This is a genomic window from Verrucomicrobiota bacterium, assembly GCA_016871495.1.
Taxonomy (GTDB): Bacteria; Verrucomicrobiota; Verrucomicrobiia; order Limisphaerales; family VHDF01; genus VHDF01.
The window spans coordinates 17239-37595 of sequence record VHDF01000008.1; the positions used below are offsets into that span (position 1 = coordinate 17239).

Genomic DNA, 20357 nt, shown 5'->3' on the forward strand with positions numbered 1-20357 from the left:
ACCCCGATGGACGGTCAAAGACGGCGTTCTGACCGGTCACGGAGGCCAGGGCTATCTGGCCACGCTGGAATCTTACGGGGATTTTGAATTATTCGCGGAGGTCCGGATCACCGACACCGCGGGTGGACGCGGCAACAGCGGGATCTACGTGCGCTGCCAGCCTCACTTGAACCGGTCGCAGGAATACCCGCCTGGTTATGAAGTCCAGTGCGATCACTCGGACACGCGCAACTACACCGGCAGCATTTACAACCTGGGAGTGCCCGGCGCTGCAGCGCCCAAACCGGCTGTTCAAGACGGCGATTGGTTCACGCTGCGCGTCCGGGCGAAGGGCAACTCGCTGCGTTCGTGGGTGAACGGAACTCTGGCGGCGGACTGTGTGGATCCTCAAAACCGGTTCGAGTCCGGTTACATCCTGCTGCAATTGCATCACAAGACCGGCAAAGTCGAATTCCGCGAAGTGCGCGCCCGCCGAATGGACAAGTCGGCTTGATTAAACCGAAGGCTGGCTTGAGGCCGCCGCAGCCGGAGAGACGACCTCGCGAAGTGCCACGAGGGTTCCGACGAATTACATGAAGATCATGTGGCTGCCGGTGTATTCTTTGGAAACCCACTGGCCCAAGCTCAACTGCACAAAAACGAGCATGGTCGCCAGCCACACAGGCCGTGCTCGACCCACGAACTCCAGTTTCACCAACGCACCCAAGGCGAGGAGAAACGCGGCCACTTCAGAAACAGCGAGGATCCAGAGGGACGCTTTCAAGCCCGGGAAAACCGCAAGCCAGGTAGCACCGAATTTATCCCCAAACCAGGGAGGAATGCCGCTTCGAATCTTGTCCCAGCCGGTCACTCCCCACACCGTCAGGAACAACAAATTGATCGCCAGCAGGATCAAGGGTCGCTGCCACTTCGGCCACTCCACAGGTTGAGTCGTCATGTCATTTCCCGGTCTAGTGTGCTGTTCATGAATTGGGTGGGCCTTTGCGGTCAAGGGTTTTGGCCGTGGGCGAGGCGCGACGAAGGAGCCTATCCGCAGAGATACGTGACGGAGGAGCAACGAAGCTCACGGCCGAAAGACTCGCCGCCCGAAGGGTTGCGCCGCTTGGGCGGTTCTGGCGTTGTTGCTCCTCGGTCACAGACCGCTGGCGGGTATGCTCCCTCGTCGCGCCGAGACAGAACCGCCAAAGCAGCGCAACAAATGTCCACCCAATTCATGATCAGCACACTATTTCGAAGCTTGATCCAAGGCTTGCAGCACCACGTCCGGGGTGAGCAGCAGCTCGGGTAACACGATCGGCGGCTTGGACGCATCTTTCGGATAGACGAGGTTGAGCGGAACACCCGCCCGGCCGTGCTTGTTCAATTCCGCCACGATTTCCTCGGACTTTTCAGGGCTGTTTTCCGCCAGGGCCACCGCGTTGATTTCCTTGAGCTTTTTCCGAACGGCGTCCACTTCGATGGCGCGGCGCTTGTTCAGCTTGCAGGTGAGGCACCATTTCGCGGTGAAGTCCACGAACACGGGACGGCCTTCGCGGCGGGCTTGCGCGACGGCCTCGTGACTCCACGGTTGCCAGGGAATGCCGGTTAATTTCCGGGACGCGGGCTTCCTCCATTGGATCTCGCTTTCCAGGATCCAGCCCCAGGCGAGACCGGCAATCAGGAGCGACAGGCCCATGGACAGACTTCGGCGGGAGGAGCCCCTTTGCACAAACGCGCCCCAGATCCACGCGGCCAACGCAACCAGCACCAGGAACAAACCAAGCCACAAATCTCCTCCATCACCGTAGAAATCAGCGGCCAGCGTGAACAGCCACACGGCGGTGGCGATCATGGGAAACCCCATGGCGATCTTGAAACGCTCCATCCACAGGCCCGGCTTCGGCAGAAACTTGAGCCAGGCGGGCTCCCAACAGAGCGCCACATAAGGCGCAGCCAGACCGAGCGCGACACACGAGAAGATCAACACGGTCACGCTCGAAGGCTGAGTAAAGGCGAATCCGAGCGCCGCGCCCAGGAACGGTGCGGTGCAGGGCGTCGCCAGCACCGTCGCCAGCACGCCGTTGAAAAACGCGCCGACGGAGCCTTCCTTGGAAGCCAGCTGGCCGGCCGCGCCCAGGGCTCCGCCTCCCACGGTGACTTCGAAAACCCCAAAGAGGTTGAGTCCCACCAGCATGACCAGCGTGGTCAGGCACACGAGCATGATGGGATTCTGAAATTGCATGCCCCAACTCGCCGCCATGCCAGCCTTCTTCACGGCAATCACAACTCCGGCCAAGACCAGAAACGATACCCAAACCCCCAATCCATAAATGAGCCCGAGTTTGCGCGTCTCCGACTTGGAGGCGCCGCCATGTCCCACAAAACCCAATACCTTGAGCGCAATGACCGGGAGTACACAGGGCATGAAATTGAGGATGAACCCGCCCAAGACCGCAAAGGCCATCCACACCGGCAATCCCCGGCTCGATCCAGCTCGATCCGCGTTCGCTCCCCCTGCTGGACCCCCTGCCCCAGTTGATTTGATCCCTTTGGGAGTTAACGTGACGCTCCATCCACGAACTCCGCCCGAAGCTTCCTTCCAAGCCAGAACCCCGGCCAACGTTTCAGGCCATTGGCCCCGAGCGGTCTTGATCTCCTTGGAAATCCGAAGCCCCCGGCCCTGCTTGACGGCAGGCGAAGTGGCTCCGGCCACTTCAACGTCTTGGGGGGGTAAAGGATAAAAATCAAATTGTTCCACGCCCGTTGGAGGTGACCAATCGATATGGAGCACGCGGTTCGTTCCCCGCGCCTCCCATCCGGCTTCAACCGCAGCATCGCTCGACTTGGAGGGAAGACGTTGTCGCCAAACTTCAAATCGCGATCCGAGCCTGGCCTCGCCGTCGGCGGCCCCGATCACGAGCCTCCCGGAGATCCGGCCACTCCCCATCACGCACACTTTCTCGCACTCGAGCCAGTTGACCTTGGCCTTCAGGGGGTACTCGCCCGGAGCGATCGCGTCTTCCGCCCGCAACTCAACCAGCAGCGCTGCTTCGTCGTGATAAATGTAGGTCGTGATGTCGGAATCAACATACTTCTCGGGCGTGGGCCACTGGATGTTCCCCGCCGTGATTCCCGGCGGTAGTTCCCAGGCGATCTCCGTCGCCCCGCCGGATTCGCCGGGATGCTGCCAGTAGGTGTGCCAACCCGGCGGCATCGTCAGCACCACCGCGGCCGTCACCGTGCCGCCAGGACGAATCATGTCCCGCTCCAGAACAAGTTGGGCCTTGGTCTTGGTTCGGCTCTGCCCAAACAGCTCGGCCGCAAAACTCCCTTGCGAAGCCAGCACCAGGAACGCAAACAGGCTCGCGACAAACGGATTCATGGGTGGGATCATGGTTCAACTGGCCTTGTTAAAAAAAGCGATTTCTCGCCCGACCTCAGGAAACTCGATCGCAACCACTGCCTCGCCGGCTCGCCGGGGAACCGGACGGGCCAGGGCGTGGTTCACGCGAGCTCAGCGCGAGCCTTGCCAAGCGCGAGCCTTGCCAAACCAGAGGTGCATGTTGGAGTTTTATTCCCGCAATCATGAGCGATTCTGATCGAGCGACACTGCAGTGGCTGCGGACAGGCGATGAAGCCTTTGCCTCCATGCTGAAGGCGGTGCAGGACGCCCGTCGCTCGATCGAACTCGAAACCTACATTTATGCGCCCGGCCCGTTCTCCAATCAGTTGCGCGACAGCCTCGTCCTCGCCGCGCATCGCGGTGTCCAAGTGCGCCTTCTCATCGACGCGTGGGGATCGCAGGACTTGGATCCGGCCTATTGGGAACCGTTTCAGGACGCGGGGGGCCATTTCCGCTGGTTCAACCGTGGAGCGCTGGCGGGGCTCACGTTTCGAGACCATCGCAAGCTGCTGCTCTGCGACGGGAGGGTCGCGTTTACGGGCGGATTCAACATCGCTCCGGAATATGAAGGGGACGGAGTGAAAAGAGGCTGGCGCGATGTGGGGTTGCGCGTCGAAGGGCCGCTGGTCGAATCGTTGGGCGAGGGATTCGAGGCCATGTGGGAAGCTTCCTTGCTGCGCCATCCGCGGTTCATGCGCTGGCGCCGATCGTTAACCCGCCGGTTTCCACAATCGCATCGCCACGAAGTGCTGTGGGGATTCCCTGGGAGGGGTACGCACCCCTTCAAACAAGCGCTCCTGGAAGATCTCGATCAAGCGCAAGATGTCCGCCTGATGTCCGCCTACTTCCTCCCCACGCTCAGAATCCGCCGGGCGCTCTGGCGCGTCCTGCGTCGCGGCGGCCGCGTCAGACTGCTAGTGCCCGGAATCTCCGACGTGCCGATGTCCCAGTCCGCCACCATGTTCCTCTATGACAAATTGCTTCGATCGGGCGTCGAGTTGTTCGAATACCAACCCCAAATTCTGCACGGTAAATTGATCCTGATCGACAACGTCGTTTACGCCGGCTCTTCAAATCTGGACACCCGGAGTTTGAACATCAATTACGAGGTGATGTTGCGAATGACGGATCGCCGGTTGGTGGAAGAGGCCCGCTCGCTCTTTGATGGAGCCCTGCTCCACAGTCGCCGGGTGCAACTGAAGACTTGGCGGCGCGAACGGCCTTGGTACCGGCGCTGGCATCAGGCTTGGTCTTACTTGTTCCTCTCACGAATCGACCTCTACTTCGCCAAGAAAATGTGGCGCCGAAGCGGATGATCGGAACCGAAGACCCTCGCCCCGCGAGCGAATATCAAACCACAAACTCCAGTTCACGCACTTGGGGCACCAGCCCGCGCTCTTGCCCGGCTCCCAAAAACCGCCGGATGGATTCCCTGCCCTTTTCGCCATAATCCAGGGTCCAATGGTTCACGTACATGCCGACGAAGCGATCCGCCAGATCGATCCCCATGTCGCGGGCGTAACGCAACGCATGCGCGACCGCATCCAGCCGGTGATCGAGGCTGAACTGAATGCTTGAGGTCAGGAGGCGGGACACTTCGGACCGGACCTGGGGCGAGTGCCGCTTGTGGATGACATTCCCGCCCAAAGGCAACGGGAGCCCCTCCTGCTGGGTTCCCCACCAGACCCCCAAGTCCACACAAACCACCATGCCCTCCCTTTCGTAAGTCAATTGTCCCTCGTGAATGATGAGTCCAGACTCCGCAAGGCCCTCCTTCACCGCGGTAAAAATCTCGTCAAACGGGACGACGATCAGATCCAATTCATCCCCGCCCTTGCCCAGCCAAAGCTGCAAGGCGAGAAAAGCGCTCGTGAGGCGTCCGGGAATGGCAATGCGACCGCGAGCCACCTCGGATTTCGTGCGTGGACTCCTGGCTACCACCATCGGGCCATAGCCGTCCCCCATGCTCGCCCCGCTCGGCAAAAGCGCATATTGGGAGGCGATATGGGGATAGGCGTGGATGCTGACCGCCGAGATATCAAGTTCGCCCCGGGTGGCCCGCTCATTCAACGTTTGGATGTCCTGCAAGATGTGCTGAAATTGATAACCCGGAGTGGGCAGGCGTCCGCTGGCCATGCCGTAAAACATAAATGCGTCGTCGGGATCCGGAGAATGTCCCAGGGACAGCTGAAGCGTCTGATCCGAACTCGAGGTCGATTGCATGCGTCGCGTCCAGCCAGCCTAAAGAGGCCATTCAGGGTTGTCACTGTGGAATGAGCCCAAGACCTCGGGGTCCGTGTATCCACAGGTTTTTGGTGACCGGGTTGGCGTGGTCACGCAAACAGCCCTGCCTGCTGTGGCGCCGACTGTCCAGCCTGCAGGGCGACGAAGGGAACCCGGCGCGTGGAGAGCATGGAAGGGCCTCGTTCTTCACCCGCCGGGCCGACGGGCCGTCGGCGATACGGCAGGCTGGGCAGCCTGCGCCACACGACAGTCGACTCATGGAGGCATGGGGAGTAGCCCGGTGCATCCCGATGTTGCCGGTGATGCAGGTAGGGCGCGTCCGTCCCGGCGCGCCGCCGGAGCATGATGTTTTGCATCCCGTGGGCGGCGGGCTGGGACAGGCCCGCCCTACCAACAACATCGGGATACACGGGGAGTAGCCCTCATCCAAACTCCTTGTTTGAATTCGCAGTGCGAGTCTGGCACAACACCGCGCCATGCATCGCTTTCACTACCTACGAGGCCAGTTGCACTGCGAGTCCGTGTCCGTTGAGGATCTGGCCCGCCGCCATGGCACGCCCCTCTACATCTATTCACGGGGCACTCTGGAGGACCATTTCGGGCGGCTCGATCACGCGCTGGCGCCCTTGGATCATCTCATCTGCTTCGCGATGAAATCGAACTCCAACGCGGCCGTCATGCGCACCCTTGCCCGGTTGGGAGGCGGGTTCGACATCGTCAGCGCCGGGGAGCTTCAACGCGTTCTCCAGGCGGGTGGCGATCCCTCCCGCTGCGTGTTTGCCGGCGTGGGCAAGACCGAGGAGGAGATCAGGTTCGCCCTCCGCCAGGGCATCTACAGCTTCAATGTGGAAAGCGAACCCGAGATCGATCGCATCGACCGAGTGGCGCAGCGGCTCAACAAGAAGGCGCCCATCGCCGTTCGGGTGAATCCCAACGTGGACGCCCACACGCATTCCAAAATCACCACCGGGACCTATGAAAACAAGTTCGGGGTAGCCTTCGAGAATGTGGCTGCCGTTTACGCCCGCGCCGCCCGCCGCAAGCACATCCGTTTGCGCGGATTGCAAATGCACATTGGTTCCCAGCTCACCGAGGTGCGCCCATTCCAGATGGCGGTGGAAAAAGTGCTGCCCCTGGCACGACAACTGGCGTCAAGGCATGGGCTTGAGTTTTTCAGCATCGGGGGAGGCATCGGCATCATTTATCAAAATGCACTCGCGAGCGGGAACACCGACTGGTGGCAATCGGGGCATGGGCGAAAGATGCTCACGCCGGCACTCTATGCGGCCACCTTGGTGCCCTTGCTGCAGCCGCTGGGACTTCGCATCCTGGTCGAACCGGGACGATTCATCGTCGGCAATGCCGGCATCCTGGTCACACGGGTGGAATACGTGAAGAAAACTGGACGCAAGAACTTCGTGATCGTGGACGCCGCCATGAACGACCTGATCCGCCCGGCCTTTTACGATTCCTACCATGAAATTGTCCCGCTGCGCCAAATGCGGAGCCGCCCCATTTCATCCGATGTCGTGGGCCCCATTTGCGAGTCCGGAGACTACTTCGCGAAAGACCGGCCCTTGCCCAAAGTTGGCGAGGGCGATTATCTGGCCCTTTTGAGCGCCGGTGCCTATGGTTTTGTCATGGCCTCAAATTACAATTCGCGCGCTTTGGCCGCGGAGATCATGGTGGATGGCAAGCGCTCGGCGGTGGTCCGAAAACGCCAGTCCATCGAGGATCTTTGGCGCGACGAATCCATCCCGGCCTGGCTGAAATAGCACGACCTGCTCCACCTCCTTCAGCATGAACAGGATTCGTCTTTCGTTCGCGTTCTGCTTCGCGATGTCGCTGTCCCTTGGGGCCGCGGAGTTCGAAGTCGCGCAAGAACCCCAGTTCCGGAAACTGCTTCCGCGGGACGCCAAGCTGGCCAAGATTGCCGGTGACCTGAAGTTCGTCGAGGGACCCGTCTGGCTGGATCGCGACGGGGGGATTTTGGTGTTCAGCGATATCCCGGCCAACCGCATGTATCAATGGAGCGCGGATGGCGGACTCAAGGAGTTTCGCGATCCAAGCCATCACGCCAACGGCAACACGACCGACCGCAAAGCCAAGGTTCTTTACACCTGCGAACACGGGGCTCGCCGAGTCACCAGGACCGCGCCCGGTGCTGCGCCGGTCACGCTGGTGGAACGTTTTCGCAACCAGCGTCTCAATTCTCCCAACGACGTGGTCTTGAAGCGCGACGGGACCATTTGGTTCACCGATCCCGATTATGGCATCCAGCGCGAACAGCGGGAGCAGGAGGCCAATTTTGTCTTCCGATTCCATCCCGAGACCAAGGAACTGAACGCGGTGGCGCGCGATTTCGACAAACCGAACGGCCTCTGCTTTTCCCCCGACGAAAAACGATTGTATGTCGCGGACTCGGGATCCCCCCGCCACATCCGGGTTTTCGACGTCGAATGGGACAACACCCTTTCCAACGGGCGGATCTTCTGCAAGATCGACCGAGGCGGTCCGGACGGGATCCGCGCGGACCGCGAGGGACGCATCTGGTCGAGCGCGGGCGACGGGGTGCAGATCTTCGACGTTCGCGGCGGATTGATCGGAAAAATTCTGACTCCCGAGTCCCCGGCGAATCTGTGCTTTGGCGGCAAGAACGGACGAACCCTTTTCATCACCGCCCGCACTTCGGTCTACGCCATCGAGACGGACACCAAGGGCGCACGTTGAAGCACCGTCCGATTTCGGTCTGGAGTTCCCCCGCCTGTGCGTCAGCAACCCTGGCGACGGTGGCTTAGTGCGGACGCCAGACGATGACGGAGGAGGACTCGTGGTAGGGATCGCCGAAGCCGGGACGTCTGGCTTTCAGGATCTCAACGCGCTTTTGCCGAGCGGCGTGCCTCAGCGCCGGCCAGTATCCGTGTAAGTAGTCCCGCTTCCGGTGCCACAGAATCGCGGCGTAATCAACGAGGGTGTCCGGATTATAGAATTCCAGGATGGGTTCGTGGTGAATGACCACGCGGGGTTTTTGTTCAATGAGATACTCCAGAAAGGGTTCGAACCGCGAACCCAACTGCTCCAGGGCGCCCACCGTAAATACCGCCGAGCCCGGTTGAAGCAGGAAGCCTTTCTTCGGCTTCAGCATGTCAAAGGCCTGGCCTCGCACTCTCGCGCCGTAGGCCGCCAAACGTTCCACAATCGCGACCGAGGCTTGGGTGAAATCAAGCCCATAGAGTTGAAGATCCGGACGCAGCGTGCTCAAGACGTGGAGAAACTGGCAGCTGCCGCAGCCAAATTCATACGCGGTCGAAATGCCCTCCAGATATCGATGGAAGGTCCATTGGACGGATAGTTGAAGAAGTTTGTGCGCCAGAAATGGATCACGGGGAGAGACCAGCCCACCCCTCCAACGAATCGTTCCGTGCGGGCGCACATACCGGGGGGTGAGCGCGGAAACAGAAATCCCGCCTTCGAGAGAAGCCCGCAGGTTTTCGCTCCATCCGCGCTCGAACGCCTGGCGATTCTCCTCGTCGTTGCGATGCATCCGCGTTTCATGAACGCGCTGCAACACGTGCAGGAGATGGGCATCCCGCGCCTCGGGATCGAGCGGCGCGCATTCGGTCGAGAGGGAGATCGCCTCGCTTTTCAACCGGGGCGGCAATTCCTCGAAGGGACACCCCAACAGGTTTGACAGGACGGCGGGGTCAGCGGGGACGGTGGCAATCATACGGCGGCCAGGTGTTGGGGGGGGGGATGAATGGCTCGCTGCGAGCGCGGCGCGTTTGATTTCAGGATCGTAGAACGAATGCGAGCGGTAGATGTCTCGGATCTCCGCCAGGATCTCCGGCGGCAGCGCGGGGCTCGTGGACGCCAAGGCGTTTTCCTCCACTTGAGGCTGCGTGAGCATGCCGGGGATCACGGTGCTCAACGCGGAGTGACTCAGGCAAAACCGAAGCGCGAACTGCGCAGGCGTCAGGCCTGAACGCCGGATGAGCTTGTCGAACAATCCGGGTGCCTCCGCCCAGCGCTGCAATTGAGCGGCGGGCCAGTGGGCTCGGTGATCCCCGGGACTGAGGGTTTCGTTTCCCGTCAGAGTGCCGGTGAGATAACCGAAGCAAAGGGGCGTGCGTGCGATGATTCCAATCCCGGCGCTCTGCGCGGCCTGCAACAACCCGCACTCCACCGCCCGCTGGTCGATGAGGTTGAAATTCACTTGAATGACTTCCACCGGCGCGTTCTCGACCACCCAGAGGGCATCCAATGGACTGCGAGCGGAAACACCCGCGAATCGAATCATCCCCTCGTTCCTGAATTGGACCAACGCCTCAAAAGCGTCGGACTCCTTCAATGCCTCGAGGGTTGGACTATGCAATTGATAGAGGTCCACTTCCTGCATTCCCAAGCGGCGAAGGCTGCTTTCGAGTGCCCCGCGCAGATGCCTGGCCGAAAAATCCTGCGGCATTTGGAATCCGCGATGTGGAAGCGTGCCCCCTTTGGTTGCGATCAGGAGCTGGCTGCGACGTCCGGCCGCCACGCGTCCGATCAATTCCTCACTCCGACCGGAGCCATAAAGATCCGAAGTGTCGAAAAAATTGATTCCGGCATCCAGCGCGGCGAACAGCGTGCGTTCACTCACGAAATCATCGGTCGGGCCGTAGGCTTCGCCCCCCAAACCCCAGGCGCCGAAACCGATCTCGGAGAGAGCAACGCCGGTGCGTCCAAGGCTGCGATATTTCATATTCTTGCTCTTCGGCTTATTGCCGAAGCGGCTTAAAGGGGAAGTGTCAAATAGCCGCATGCGCATCCCAAAGTTAGAGTCGAACGGCCCCCGGGATGGAGACATGGTCCTCAAACCATCTCGCCGTTCCTTGCAAAGCCTCGCGGAAAGGGGTGTATTGGAATCCCGAGAGAGCGACGAAGGTCGAATTGTCCGTGGGGCGCCGGTGAATGCCGCCGGGCTTGGTTCGATCGAATCGGATGCGGTCAGGATCGAGGCCCAAGGATTCAGCGACGAGGCTGGCGATGGTCGCCACTGAATTCTCTTCGGTGGATCCAATGTTCAAGATGCCTTCCCCGTCAAAGTGATCGAGGCACCACAGGCAGGCCCGTGCCATGTCGCGGCTGTAGGTGTATTCGCGCAAGGCGGTGCCGTCTCCCCAGACTTCCAAATCGCCTCCGCTTTCCCGCTGTTCAAAGAACCTGCGGGTGAGCGCGGCCAGCATGATCGACTCGTCGCGTCTAAAGTTCATGTTCTCGCCAAAATGCCATTGGGCACGACTCCGACCACATTCAACCCGTATTCAGCCCGGTAGGCCGAGATGGCCGGTTCAATCAGCCGCTTCGCATAGGCATAGCTGTAATTCGACTCATGCGCCGGTCCGTCGTGAAGGCAACTTTCCCGAAGGGGCAGCGGAGCCGAAGGCGGATACATTCCGACCGAGAGCATGTGCAGCGACTTCGGCACCCCGAGGAGGCGGGCCGCTTCCAGCAGGTGAAGATTCATCAACACGTTGTCACGAAGCATCGTCGCGGGTTTGCTCCGGCTAAACCCCACCCCTCCGCTCACCGCGGCAAGATTCATAATCGCATCAGGCCGGTGGTGCCCGACACAATGCAACACGGCCTGGGCGTCCGTGAGATTGCAGTCCCGGGATCCCAGCCAAATAAACTCGCGATCCGGCCACTGCGGGGCGATCGCTTGGAGTCCTCGTCCAGTCAATCCCGTCGCGCCGAACACCAGAATTTTTCGAAATCGATTCATCATCCCTTCGGATTCCCTCTCCCGCGCCCTGCGGCTTCAATGAGCGCCGAACCAAAGTCTCCGGCACAGGCCGGCGATCGCTCGCGCATCAAATCCCATCCGTTCGCGAAAAGTTTCCCGGCGCAGATTCCCGAGAGCGAATTGATCGGGCGGACCCAGTCGCTCCATCCGGACAGGGACTCGGCGTCCCATGTTCCACTGCGCTATCGCCGCCCAAAGTCCCCCTTGCGGCAGATGCTCTTCCACCACGAGGAGCCGGTAACCTTGTTCGACCAAAGCGTCGAGTTGCGCGACGTCGAGCGGTTTCACGGTGTGGAACTGATGGACGGCGGGAGTGATGGCATCCGGGCGCAAGAGTTCCACCGCCGCGAGTGCTTCCTGCGCCGCCTCGCCGCTGGTCAGGATGGCGATCTTGACGCCCGAGCGAAGCTTGCGCGCGCGACCCAGGACCGCGGGTTCTTCAGCCTCATAGCGCGGCTCACCAAAACGTCCCACCGAGAAGTAGGACGGCCCTGACAGAGTCATGAGCTGAGGAAAGAGGACCTCAATTTCCCTGGGATCTCCCGGCAACACCACCGTCATGTTCGGCAAGCTCGACATCAAGGCCACATCATCCAGTGCGTGATGGGACACGCCACTGGTGGCATAGGTCAGTCCCCGCCCCGCCCCCACCACGACCACAGGCAGTCCGGGGTAGCTCACGCAGTAGCGAATTTGCTCGAAGGGCCGGGCGGTCGCGAATGAGGCGATGGAGTAGGCGACCGGACGCCACCCTTCCGCCGCCAACCCGGCGGCGAAATTGATCATTTGAGCTTCGGCCACGCCCGCGTTCACAAACCGCGGACCGAAGCGGCGGGCAAACTCATCGAAGACCTGAAAACCCAGATCGCCGGTTACAAAGAGCAACCGTTCATCCGCCTCCGCCACCCGGGTCAATGTTTCGGAAAACGCCTTCCTCATGCCGCCAGCCGTTCATTTTTTGATTTCAGGGGGCTCACACCCAGCTCCTCCAGCGCGGCGCGCAAATCGTCCCCCGATGGGGTTCGATAATGCCAGAGCACTTGATCCTCCATGCGGGAAACACCCTTGCCCGCGGTGGTGCGAGCCACCAAGACGCTGGGACGACCGCTCCGGTAGGGCATCCGATGCAACCCTTCCAGCAACGCGGAGAAATCATGTCCATCGACGGTGCGGGCTCCCCAGCCAAAGGCTCGAAATTGATCCTCGAACGACGCTCCACCATTCAGATCGTCGGTGCGTCCCACCGACTGAATGCGGTTGTAATCGACGATGGCCACCAGATTCTCCAGGCCTTGCGCCGCCGCGAACAGGGCGGCTTCCCAGGTGCTCCCCTCGTTGCATTCTCCGTCGCTGAGCACCACATAAGTGCGCCCCTTCGACCGGCGAAGCCGCTAGGCGTAAGCACGTCCGGTCCCAATGCCGAGTCCGTGCCCCAGACTGCCCGAGGAGCATTCGAGGAGCGGCAAGGCATGGATGCACGGATGACTGGGAAGCGGGGATTCATCGCGCGCGTAACGGTCCAGCCATTCCAGCGGGATATCGCCTTCCAACGCCAGGGTGGCATAGAGAGCCGCGCACGCGTGCCCCTTGCTAAAAAGAAGCACGTCGCGATCGGGATCCTTATCCCCGCGCAGTCCGGCGCGAAGCCAGTGGCCATGCAGGGCGACCAGAATGTCCGCGCAGCTGAGGGCGCCGTTGAGATGGCTCTCCCTGCCCTCGTGGGCCATGCGCACGCACGTGGCGCGCACCACCCGCGCCTTCGCCTCGAGCCGGTCAAGCACCTCGCGATCCTGCCACAATGCGATCACGCCGCCGCCTCCTCGAGTTCACGAAAGGCCTCGATGGACCTTCCCGCCCGGTCTTCCGCCTCGCGGCTGTAAGATTTTTCGGGATTGTAAAAGATCACCTGGCTGCCGCTGGATTCGAAATCGAAGGGCACGTGAATCAACTGGTCCAACGCCGCTTTGACTCCCGCTTGGCGGCCGGGCTCCACAAACAACAGCATGAAGCCCCCCTCCACCCGCCCCGAGCAGCTTGCCACCGAGCGCCCCGGCCCGGCAGGCCGTTTGATAGATCGCCTCGACCTTCGAGTTCGTCACGACCTGGCTCATCGCCCGCTTCGCGACCCAGGCCTCGTGGAGCAACTCCCCAAACGGCGCGAGGCTTCCACTCCCGCCCAGTACCGCGAGGCTCTCCTCCACCAAATCCTTCATGATCCGGAGCTGGCGGCGGCGGGCTTCCATGTCCTCCACATAACTCGAAGCCACCTCCGACGCGGTCCGTTTGATGCCCGTGTAGCACAGCATCAGATGCTGGCGGAGTTCCTGGCGCCGCTCCGTGCGGAGCGTGACGGGGCGGACGGAGATATCACCGCTGGGTTGAAAAACAATGTGATTCAGCCCGCCGTGCGCAACGGACGTTTGATCCTGCGAACCCACCTTCTCCTTCAGCACGTCCTGCTCCAGCCGGATGCTCTCCTCAGCCAGTTCATGCTTGGAGGGCATGTTTCCTTGCAGCGCGTGCAGGAGCCCGACCATGAACGAGGAGCTCGATCCCATGCCGCTTCGGGCGGGAAGGTCGCCGTCATGGTGGATCTCCACCCCTCCTTCAACGCGAAGGAACTTGAGCCCTTCGCGGACCGCGGGATGAACGATCTCGTCCACCGCGCGGCAGTTCTCAATGCGCGAATAAACCACGCGACAGGCGGTGTCGAAAAATGGCGGGAGATAGCGGCAGGAGATGTAGCAGTACTTGTCAATGGTCGTGGACAAGACAGCCCCGCCGTGCGCCCGGTACCAGGAGGGATAATCCGTCCCGCCTCCAAAGAACGAAATGCGATAGGGCGTGCGGGTAATGATCATGCGAGGATCAAGCAGCTTCCGGTGCGGGATCGAAAAAAGTTTGCGCTTCGAGATAGGATTCGGGGGTGCCGATGTCGATGAAACGCCCCGTCCGGCTCTCGACCCGCAGTCCGGGTTCGATCCACGCCGGAAGCAAATCACGTTCGAGCGAACACGCGCCGCCTTGGGCGTCTGCCATGAGGCGCTCGCGAGGCGGGAGATACACACCGGCATTGATCCAACCAAATCCGCCTTGATTCGATTTTTCCTCGAACTGGGTCACAAGGCCCGGCCGTTCCCAATGCACTCGGCCGAATCGGCGGGTATCAGCGCTGCGGGTCACGGCGAGGGTCACGAGAGCCCTTCTCGCTCGATGAGCTTCCCACATGACACGCAAATCGATCTCACAGAACGAGTCGCCGTTGAGGGCCAGGATCCATTCCCCGCGGGCCTGCTGTGCCGCCCTCGCCAAGGCGCCCCCCGTGCCCAGGGGCGAGTCCTCTTTCGAATAACGAATCCCCATCTCTCCCCAGCGGGAACCAAAATGGTCTCGAATCATGCCGGCCTTGTAACCCACGCACAACGTCACCTGCCGGATGCCCTGAGTCGCCAGCGTTTGGAGCCACCATTCCAGAAAGGGTCGCCCCCCGACTTCCGCAAGGACCTTGGGACGGTCTCCCACGATCGGCCTGAGCCGCGTGCCGTAGCCGCTGGCCAGAATCATCACCTCCGGCAGCGATTCGGTGGCCGATCCACCTTCAAGGATGTGGGGTTCAAACATTGTGAAAGCGGGACCGCCCAAGCATGCGGTACCCTTTGATCAATTCGCGAATGCCGTCGTCCAGACTGCGGCGGGCCGCAAAGCCCGCCTCGCGCAACCGTTGACTCGAGACGATGTAGTTGCGCTTGTCGGGATCCGAACCAATCTCCGCGGCGTGCAGGTAGAATCGGGGAACTTGGGCCTGAACCTTGAGCGCCAGCTCGTACTTCGACAGGTTGGCGTCTTCCAGGCCGAGATTGTAAACCCGGTCGCGCATGCGACCGCCATGTTCCAACGCGTGGACGAAGCCATCCGCCACGTCGAGCACATGCACGAAGTTGCGTTTGAAGTCTTTCTCGAACAACACCAGGTAGCCGTCGTGAACCGCCGCGTACACGAAATGATTCACCAGCAGATCGATCCGCATCCGCGGCGAAAGGCCGAACACGGTGGCGAGCCGGAAGACGATGGCGTTTCCGGTGTCCAGAACCACGCGCTCCGCGGCCGTCTTGGTCTCCCCGTAGAGCGAGATGGGTTGGAGATGGGTCTCTTCCGTGCAATACACCTCCCCGCTGCTCGCGCCGTAACCGCTGTTGGTATTGGAATAAATCAACAGCTGGGTCGGAGAACGCATCGCGTCCAGCATCCGAACGGCTTCATAATTAATGGTGCGCGCGGCAACCGGATCCTTCAGACAGGCTCCAACTCCGACCAGGGCGGCCAGCGGAATCATCACATCGGCCTTGGCCACCCAGGGTTTCACCAGCGACTCGTCGCGGGCGTCGCCCAGGACGAATTCGAATCGGGGATGCGCGCAATAGGGAAAGAGCGACGGTTCCCCGTAAAGCAGATTGTCCAGCGCCACGACTCGAAAGCCTCGTTCGAGCAATCGTCCGCACAAAACCGAGCCGATGTAGCCCGCCGCTCCTGTGATCAAAACCGTGGCGCTCATGATGATGGGAAATCCGTTTCCTGCTCAGTCCAGCCGCCTGGACCGGTCTTGCCGTCCGGCGGCGCAGCGTCTTCTCCTTTCGCAGACAGACGGCCGGCCCTCGAGATCCGCTCGACCGGATTTTTAGTTCAGGAGACGGAGCACGCTTTGAGGCAATTGATTCGCCTGCGCCAGCATGGCGGTGCCGGACTGAACCAGAATTCCGTAGCGGGCATACTCGGTCGCATCAAGGCGGCGGATCTGCGCGTCCAGACGCGACGCCACGGCCAGGCCGGCGGCGTCGTCGGCGGGATTGATGATCTTGGATCCCGTGCTGAGCCTGGAAAGCGATTTGGCCAGCATCGTGGAGCTCGCCGCTAAGTTCGAAGCGGCCGATTGAGCCTGGAGGTTCGTATTGATAACCATATATGTCCTTGTGGATTAGTGTGTCACTGTCCTTGTGTAGTTCTGATCTCTGGGAACAACGAGGGCCGCCTCAGGGGCGGACCGATGTTCCCGCCTCGTCAACCGGGGCACAATGGGTTTGCCGGTGGTCAAGGCCTCGTGATTGCTCCGCTGGATTTCGTCGTAAACCTCCTGGCGATGCACGGGCACATCGGCCGGCGCTTCAATCCCGAGTTTGACGACGTCTCCGTCAAGCCGGATCACCTTGACGAGGATTCTCCCGTCGATCACCACACTCTCGTTGCTTTTTCGCGATAGAATCAGCATGACGTGTTTTGGGGTGTTGGGTGGCTAAACCGCGGGAATCGGATGCTTCACGGAAAGCTGGGACACGTTCAGTGGGATGCACTGCTTGCCCACCAACGTGCGCGGATTAAGGACGATGGGTCCCTTTAAATTGATCGTGCCGCCCCCCTTCCGGTCGAGGGTGACAATATTGTAAATCACCGCGTCATCGACGCTTGGCAAACCGAGAAACCTCAAATCTTCTTCCCCAATCTGCGGCTCGTATTCGGAAGTCACTTCAAACGGAGAAACGACAATAAACGCCAGGTCAGACTCCCCTTCCACATGGAGCCAGGCAAACGGAGCCTCATCAGGTTGGCTCGAAAGCTGGTAACGCTTGATCGATTCGAAACCGATCAACCCTAAGGGCAATTGAACAACCACGCTGGGTCGCTCGCCGGATGATTCGGAAACAGACGTAGGTTCAGCTTCGGTTTTCATTACAGGCATCAAGCCGAGGCCCCCGAGGCATCGACCGTGCCACCCTCTCAGGATACCCTGCAGAGATTGTCACAACATAATCACAATCAATAATTTACATATTTTGAATCCATGGATGCCTGCGCCTGGACCCGACTCCCCGGCAAGATTGGCCCCGGCAGAATTAGCCGTACGTCAATCAAGAATTGACCGGCGCGAAGAGGACGACGCGGCTGCGATTCGGGTTCGGGTCTCAAGCTGCGATCTTTCTGCTTTCCGCTACCAACGGAATCGGGAAATATCGGTTCGATGCCTCCATCCTGGCAACATCCCACCCGCGTTTCCCGACGCACCGCCATCCAGGCCGGAACGATCAGCCTCCTCGGGCTCGGGATGGAGACGCTGCCGGCCCTCACTTCCTTGGCCGGCACGGTTCCCCTTCCTGCCAAGCCCAGGGCTAAGTCAGTGATCTACATTTTCCTCTCGGGCGGTTTGGCTCAGCACGAGAGCTTCGATCCAAAACCGGATGCTCCGCTGGAGATTCGGGGCGAGTTCAAGACTCTTCGAACCCGGACGCCGGGTCTGCACATTTGCGAGCATTTGCCCATGCTGGCTCAACGCAGCGAACGCTGGGCGGTCTGTCGCTCCCTGACCCACGGATCCAATGACCATTCCGCCGGCCACCACATCATGCTGACCGGTCGTTCCGACCTCCCCACCGGATTCGACCCGTCCAAGCCCAAGGATTCCGATTGGCCATCCATCGCCTCCCTCGCCAATCACCTCCTGCCCCCGGGCCATAATCTTCCTCCTGCCATCGTGCTCCCGGAAAAGCTCGTCCACATGACCGGACGGGTGATTCCGGGCCAATTCGGAGGCATTCTGGGCAAGCGCCGCGATCCCTGGTTCATCGAAGCTTCCCGGTTTCATCCAGCCAGCTACGGAGCCTACCCGGAATTCTTGTTCCACCATCGGGAGGGCGAACGATCCGATCCGGCTCTCGCTTACGCGTCCCCCAACCTCTCCGTCCCCCAATGGCTCGCCCAGGGCCGACTCGAAGATCGCGTCCAACTCTCCCGAGTACTCGACCGCCAGCGTGGCCTGATCGAACACGCCGCCGAAGTGCAGTCCTTCGATCGCTACTGGGAAATGGCCACCGCTCTGCTCCTCGACGGCAAAGTCGCCTCCGCCCTCGATGTCACCCGCGCGGACCCCAAGATCCAAGAACGCTACGGACGAAACTCCTTCGGGTGGTCCTTGCTCCTCGCGTCCCGCCTCGTCCAACAAGGCGTTCGTCTCGTTCAAGTCAACCTGGGCAATGACGAAACGTGGGACACCCACGAAGCCGCATTCCCCAATCTCAAGAACTTCTTGCTGCCGCCCACCGACCGCGCGGTCTCCGCCCTGATCGATGACTTGAGCGAATCCGGACTCCTGGACGAAACCTTGATCGTCATGGCGGGCGAGTTCGGACGCACCCCAAAGATTTCAACGATCGAGGGTGCCCGCCTGCCCGGTCGCGATCATTGGGGCGCCGTGCAATCCGTGTTCTTTGCGGGCGGCGGCGTGCGAGGCGGACAAGTGATTGGATCTTCGGACCGCCTGGGTGCTTACCCCGCGTCTGACCCGCAGACGCCCGAGCGTTTGGCGGCCACCATCTTCAACGCCCTTGGAATCCCGGCTTCCACAAACTACACCGATGAGCAGGGCCGTCCCCACGCGCTCTATCACGGGGATCCCATCCCGGGCTTGATCGGATAAGGTCGTGCCACTTCGTTCGAGGAAATCGCACGATCGCTGGGTCGCGCTCGACCGGGATCACGTCTGGCATCCCTTCACCCAAATGGCCGACTGGATTCGACACGATCCGATCGTCGTCGTCCGTGGCCAGGGTTCCTGGCTTTGGGACTCTCATGGCAACCGCTACCTCGACGGGAACGCCTCGATCTGGACCAATCTCCACGGACATCGCCATCCATCCGTCGACCGGGCGATTCACCGGCAACTGAGCCGGGTGGCGCATTGCTCTTCGCTCGGTCTTGCCAACGGTCCTGCCGCCGACCTCGCCCGAAACCTGGTCCAACACGCCAATCCACAGTCGCTCCGGAATGCTCGCGGCAGCCAAAGCGCCCCGTTGCAGAAAGTATTTTATTCGGATGACGGCTCCACCGCCATCGAAGCCGCGCTGAAGATGGTCCACGTGTTCGCGCAAAGGGTGCGAGGCCACCGCAATCCCCGTTTCTTGACCGTGGACTCCGCCTACCACGGAGATACTCTGGGCGCCGTCAGCCTGGGGCACTTGGGGCTCTTCCACGACGCTTTTCGCGGACTGCTTTTTCCAACCGGGAAAGTCATGTCCCCCTATTGCTACCGGTGTCCTTTCAACCGCGCGTCACCGCAGCGAGTTGACGCCCGCCAATCCCGGAACTGCCAATGGGAATGCGTGGACAACGTTGCGCGACAATTCGAATCCGCGAGCAAGCGGCGAAATCCCTACGCGGCTTTCGTTGTGGAGCCCTTGGTGCAGGGAGCCGCAGGGATGATCGGCCATCCCCCCGGCTGGTTAAAGCGGGTCAGTGAAATCGCCCGCGCGCACGAGGCGCTCCTCATCACAGACGAAGTCCTCAGTGGATTCGCGCGCGCCTCGGATCCCGAAGAAGCGACCGGCAACCCGGTGCAGCTCCTGGCCAGCCATCAGGAAGGCGTCCAACCCGACCTCACAGCTTTGGCCAAGGGCCTGACGGGAGGTTATCTGCCCATGGCCGCCACGCTGACCACACGGGAGGTGTTCGACGCGTTCTCGGGTCGTTACGAAGATTTCAAAACTTTCTTCCACGGTCATAGTTATTCCGGGAATCCTTTGGGTGCCGCCGCGGCGGGCGCCAGCCTCGAACTGCTTTCCCGCCCGAGCTGCGCCCGGGCTCGACGCCGAATCGCCCAATCCATCAAGGAGGCTTCGGCCGATTTGTGGCGGCACCCTCAGGTCGGCGATGTGCGACAAATCGGAATGATCCTGGCCGTTGAGTTGGTCCGCGATTGGAAGACCCGCGAACCCTGGCCGCTCAAGGCGAAGGCCGGCATCCGGGTCTGCCGGGAAATGGCCAAACTCGGCGTCCTCACCCGCCCCATTGGGAACGTGGTCGTCATCATGCCCCCCTATTCCACCCGGCCAGAAGATGCCGCTCGCATGATCGAGACCCTGGGCCGATCCATCCGCCGCGTGTTCGCACCTTGACCCTTCTCGCTAC

General features: G+C 61.1%; 19 protein-coding genes and 1 pseudogene. 5 read left to right on the forward strand and 15 right to left on the reverse strand.

Annotated elements, in window-relative coordinates; translation table 11 throughout:
- Nucleotides 1–568 precede the first annotated feature (568 nt).
- Both FJ404_03175 and FJ404_03180 read right to left on the reverse strand, forming a co-directional pair.
- A complete protein-coding gene (locus tag FJ404_03175) occupies nt 569–937 on the reverse strand; it encodes a hypothetical protein (protein ID MBM3821886.1) in 369 nt (122 codons plus the stop codon).
- Nucleotides 938–1225: 288 nt separating this feature from the next.
- Entirely contained in the window at nt 1226–3373 is a 2148-nt protein-coding gene (locus FJ404_03180) for a DUF255 domain-containing protein (protein MBM3821887.1), read from the reverse strand.
- A 191-nt stretch (nt 3374–3564) separates the two neighbouring features.
- On the opposite strand from FJ404_03180, the gene FJ404_03185 reads away from it, so the two are divergent.
- Nucleotides 3565–4698 (forward strand): phosphatidylserine/phosphatidylglycerophosphate/cardiolipin synthase family protein, encoded by a 1134-nt coding sequence (locus FJ404_03185; protein MBM3821888.1) that lies wholly within the window; start codon nt 3565–3567, stop codon nt 4696–4698.
- A 34-nt stretch (nt 4699–4732) separates the two neighbouring features.
- Here the strand turns inward: FJ404_03185 and FJ404_03190 are convergent, their stop codons facing one another.
- Nucleotides 4733–5605 carry an ABC transporter substrate-binding protein gene (locus tag FJ404_03190; protein ID MBM3821889.1) on the reverse strand — a complete coding sequence of 291 codons (873 nt, stop codon included), beginning with the start codon at nt 5603–5605 and terminating at the stop codon, nt 4733–4735.
- A 497-nt stretch (nt 5606–6102) separates the two neighbouring features.
- Between FJ404_03190 and lysA the strand changes: the two genes are divergently transcribed.
- Both lysA and FJ404_03200 read left to right on the forward strand, forming a co-directional pair.
- Nucleotides 6103–7401, forward strand: a complete 1299-nt coding sequence (gene lysA / locus FJ404_03195; GenBank protein ID MBM3821890.1) for a diaminopimelate decarboxylase — start codon at nt 6103–6105, stop codon at nt 7399–7401.
- 64 nt (nt 7402–7465) lie between these two features.
- On the forward strand, nt 7466–8356 hold the full coding sequence (locus FJ404_03200; protein MBM3821891.1) for an SMP-30/gluconolactonase/LRE family protein: 891 nt from the start codon (nt 7466–7468) through the stop codon (nt 8354–8356).
- A 64-nt stretch (nt 8357–8420) separates the two neighbouring features.
- On the opposite strand, the gene FJ404_03205 is transcribed toward FJ404_03200, so the two are convergent.
- From FJ404_03205 to FJ404_03260, 12 genes and pseudogenes are all read right to left on the reverse strand, one after another.
- Nucleotides 8421–10364 (reverse strand): hypothetical protein, encoded by a 1944-nt coding sequence (locus FJ404_03205; protein MBM3821892.1) that lies wholly within the window; start codon nt 10362–10364, stop codon nt 8421–8423.
- A 73-nt stretch (nt 10365–10437) separates the two neighbouring features.
- Nucleotides 10438–10875: an NAD-dependent epimerase/dehydratase family protein gene (locus tag FJ404_03210; GenBank protein ID MBM3821893.1), complete on the reverse strand. Its 438-nt coding sequence runs from the start codon at nt 10873–10875 to the stop codon at nt 10438–10440.
- Complete coding sequence (locus FJ404_03215) at nt 10872–11390, reverse strand: NAD-dependent epimerase/dehydratase family protein (protein ID MBM3821894.1); 519 nt, start codon at nt 11388–11390, stop codon at nt 10872–10874. Before FJ404_03215 ends, FJ404_03210 begins: the two co-directional genes overlap by 4 nt.
- A gap of 33 nt (nt 11391–11423) precedes the next feature.
- Nucleotides 11424–12347, reverse strand: coding sequence for a transketolase (locus tag FJ404_03220; GenBank protein ID MBM3821895.1), 924 nt, complete (start codon nt 12345–12347; stop codon nt 11424–11426).
- Nucleotides 12344–12769, reverse strand: coding sequence for a hypothetical protein (locus FJ404_03225; protein ID MBM3821896.1), 426 nt, complete (start codon nt 12767–12769; stop codon nt 12344–12346). Before FJ404_03225 ends, FJ404_03220 begins: the two co-directional genes overlap by 4 nt.
- Nucleotides 12770–12799: 30 nt before the next feature.
- The gene (locus FJ404_03230; GenBank protein ID MBM3821897.1) at nt 12800–13216 is read right to left on the reverse strand and encodes a hypothetical protein; all 417 of its coding nucleotides are present in this window, start codon (nt 13214–13216) and stop codon (nt 12800–12802) included.
- A pseudogene (locus FJ404_03235) lies at nt 13213–14269 on the reverse strand (kinase). The gene FJ404_03230 and the pseudogene FJ404_03235 overlap by 4 nt, the downstream one beginning before the upstream one ends.
- Nucleotides 14270–14276: 7 nt before the next feature.
- Nucleotides 14277–15029, reverse strand: a complete 753-nt coding sequence (locus FJ404_03240; GenBank protein ID MBM3821898.1) for a glycosyltransferase — start codon at nt 15027–15029, stop codon at nt 14277–14279.
- Nucleotides 15022–15960, reverse strand: a complete 939-nt coding sequence (locus FJ404_03245) for an NAD(P)-dependent oxidoreductase (protein MBM3821899.1) — start codon at nt 15958–15960, stop codon at nt 15022–15024. The genes FJ404_03240 and FJ404_03245 overlap by 8 nt, the downstream gene beginning before the upstream one ends.
- Before the next feature lie 123 nt (nt 15961–16083).
- Nucleotides 16084–16365, reverse strand: coding sequence for a hypothetical protein (locus tag FJ404_03250; GenBank protein ID MBM3821900.1), 282 nt, complete (start codon nt 16363–16365; stop codon nt 16084–16086).
- Between the two features lie 15 nt (nt 16366–16380).
- Nucleotides 16381–16671, reverse strand: a complete 291-nt coding sequence (gene csrA, locus FJ404_03255) for a carbon storage regulator CsrA (GenBank protein ID MBM3821901.1) — start codon at nt 16669–16671, stop codon at nt 16381–16383.
- A 24-nt stretch (nt 16672–16695) separates the two neighbouring features.
- On the reverse strand, nt 16696–17142 hold the full coding sequence (locus tag FJ404_03260) for a flagellar assembly protein FliW (protein MBM3821902.1): 447 nt from the start codon (nt 17140–17142) through the stop codon (nt 16696–16698).
- A gap of 276 nt (nt 17143–17418) precedes the next feature.
- Between FJ404_03260 and FJ404_03265 the strand changes: the two genes are divergently transcribed.
- Nucleotides 17419–18870: a DUF1501 domain-containing protein gene (locus FJ404_03265; GenBank protein MBM3821903.1), complete on the forward strand. Its 1452-nt coding sequence runs from the start codon at nt 17419–17421 to the stop codon at nt 18868–18870.
- A gap of 82 nt (nt 18871–18952) precedes the next feature.
- The gene (gene bioA, locus FJ404_03270) at nt 18953–20344 is read left to right on the forward strand and encodes an adenosylmethionine--8-amino-7-oxononanoate transaminase (protein MBM3821904.1); all 1392 of its coding nucleotides are present in this window, start codon (nt 18953–18955) and stop codon (nt 20342–20344) included.
- Nucleotides 20345–20357 lie beyond the last annotated feature (13 nt).

Coding starts and splice junctions, on each gene's coding strand:
- FJ404_03175 (MBM3821886.1), bottom strand. CDS start 937: ATGACGACTCAACCTGTGGAGTGGCCGAAGTGGCAGCGACCCTTGATC.
- FJ404_03180 (MBM3821887.1), bottom strand. CDS start 3,373: ATGATCCCACCCATGAATCCGTTTGTCGCGAGCCTGTTTGCGTTCCTG.
- FJ404_03185 (MBM3821888.1), top strand. CDS start 3,565: ATGAGCGATTCTGATCGAGCGACACTGCAGTGGCTGCGGACAGGCGAT.
- FJ404_03190 (MBM3821889.1), bottom strand. CDS start 5,605: ATGCAATCGACCTCGAGTTCGGATCAGACGCTTCAGCTGTCCCTGGGA.
- lysA (MBM3821890.1), top strand. CDS start 6,103: ATGCATCGCTTTCACTACCTACGAGGCCAGTTGCACTGCGAGTCCGTG.
- FJ404_03200 (MBM3821891.1), top strand. CDS start 7,466: ATGTCGCTGTCCCTTGGGGCCGCGGAGTTCGAAGTCGCGCAAGAACCC.
- FJ404_03205 (MBM3821892.1), bottom strand. CDS start 10,364: ATGAAATATCGCAGCCTTGGACGCACCGGCGTTGCTCTCTCCGAGATC.
- FJ404_03210 (MBM3821893.1), bottom strand. CDS start 10,875: ATGAACTTTAGACGCGACGAGTCGATCATGCTGGCCGCGCTCACCCGC.
- FJ404_03215 (MBM3821894.1), bottom strand. CDS start 11,390: ATGATGAATCGATTTCGAAAAATTCTGGTGTTCGGCGCGACGGGATTG.
- FJ404_03220 (MBM3821895.1), bottom strand. CDS start 12,347: ATGAGGAAGGCGTTTTCCGAAACATTGACCCGGGTGGCGGAGGCGGAT.
- FJ404_03240 (MBM3821898.1), bottom strand. CDS start 15,029: ATGTTTGAACCCCACATCCTTGAAGGTGGATCGGCCACCGAATCGCTG.
- FJ404_03245 (MBM3821899.1), bottom strand. CDS start 15,960: ATGAGCGCCACGGTTTTGATCACAGGAGCGGCGGGCTACATCGGCTCG.
- FJ404_03250 (MBM3821900.1), bottom strand. CDS start 16,365: ATGGTTATCAATACGAACCTCCAGGCTCAATCGGCCGCTTCGAACTTA.
- csrA (MBM3821901.1), bottom strand. CDS start 16,671: ATGCTGATTCTATCGCGAAAAAGCAACGAGAGTGTGGTGATCGACGGG.
- FJ404_03265 (MBM3821903.1), top strand. CDS start 17,419: ATGCCTCCATCCTGGCAACATCCCACCCGCGTTTCCCGACGCACCGCC.
- bioA (MBM3821904.1), top strand. CDS start 18,953: ATGGCCGACTGGATTCGACACGATCCGATCGTCGTCGTCCGTGGCCAG.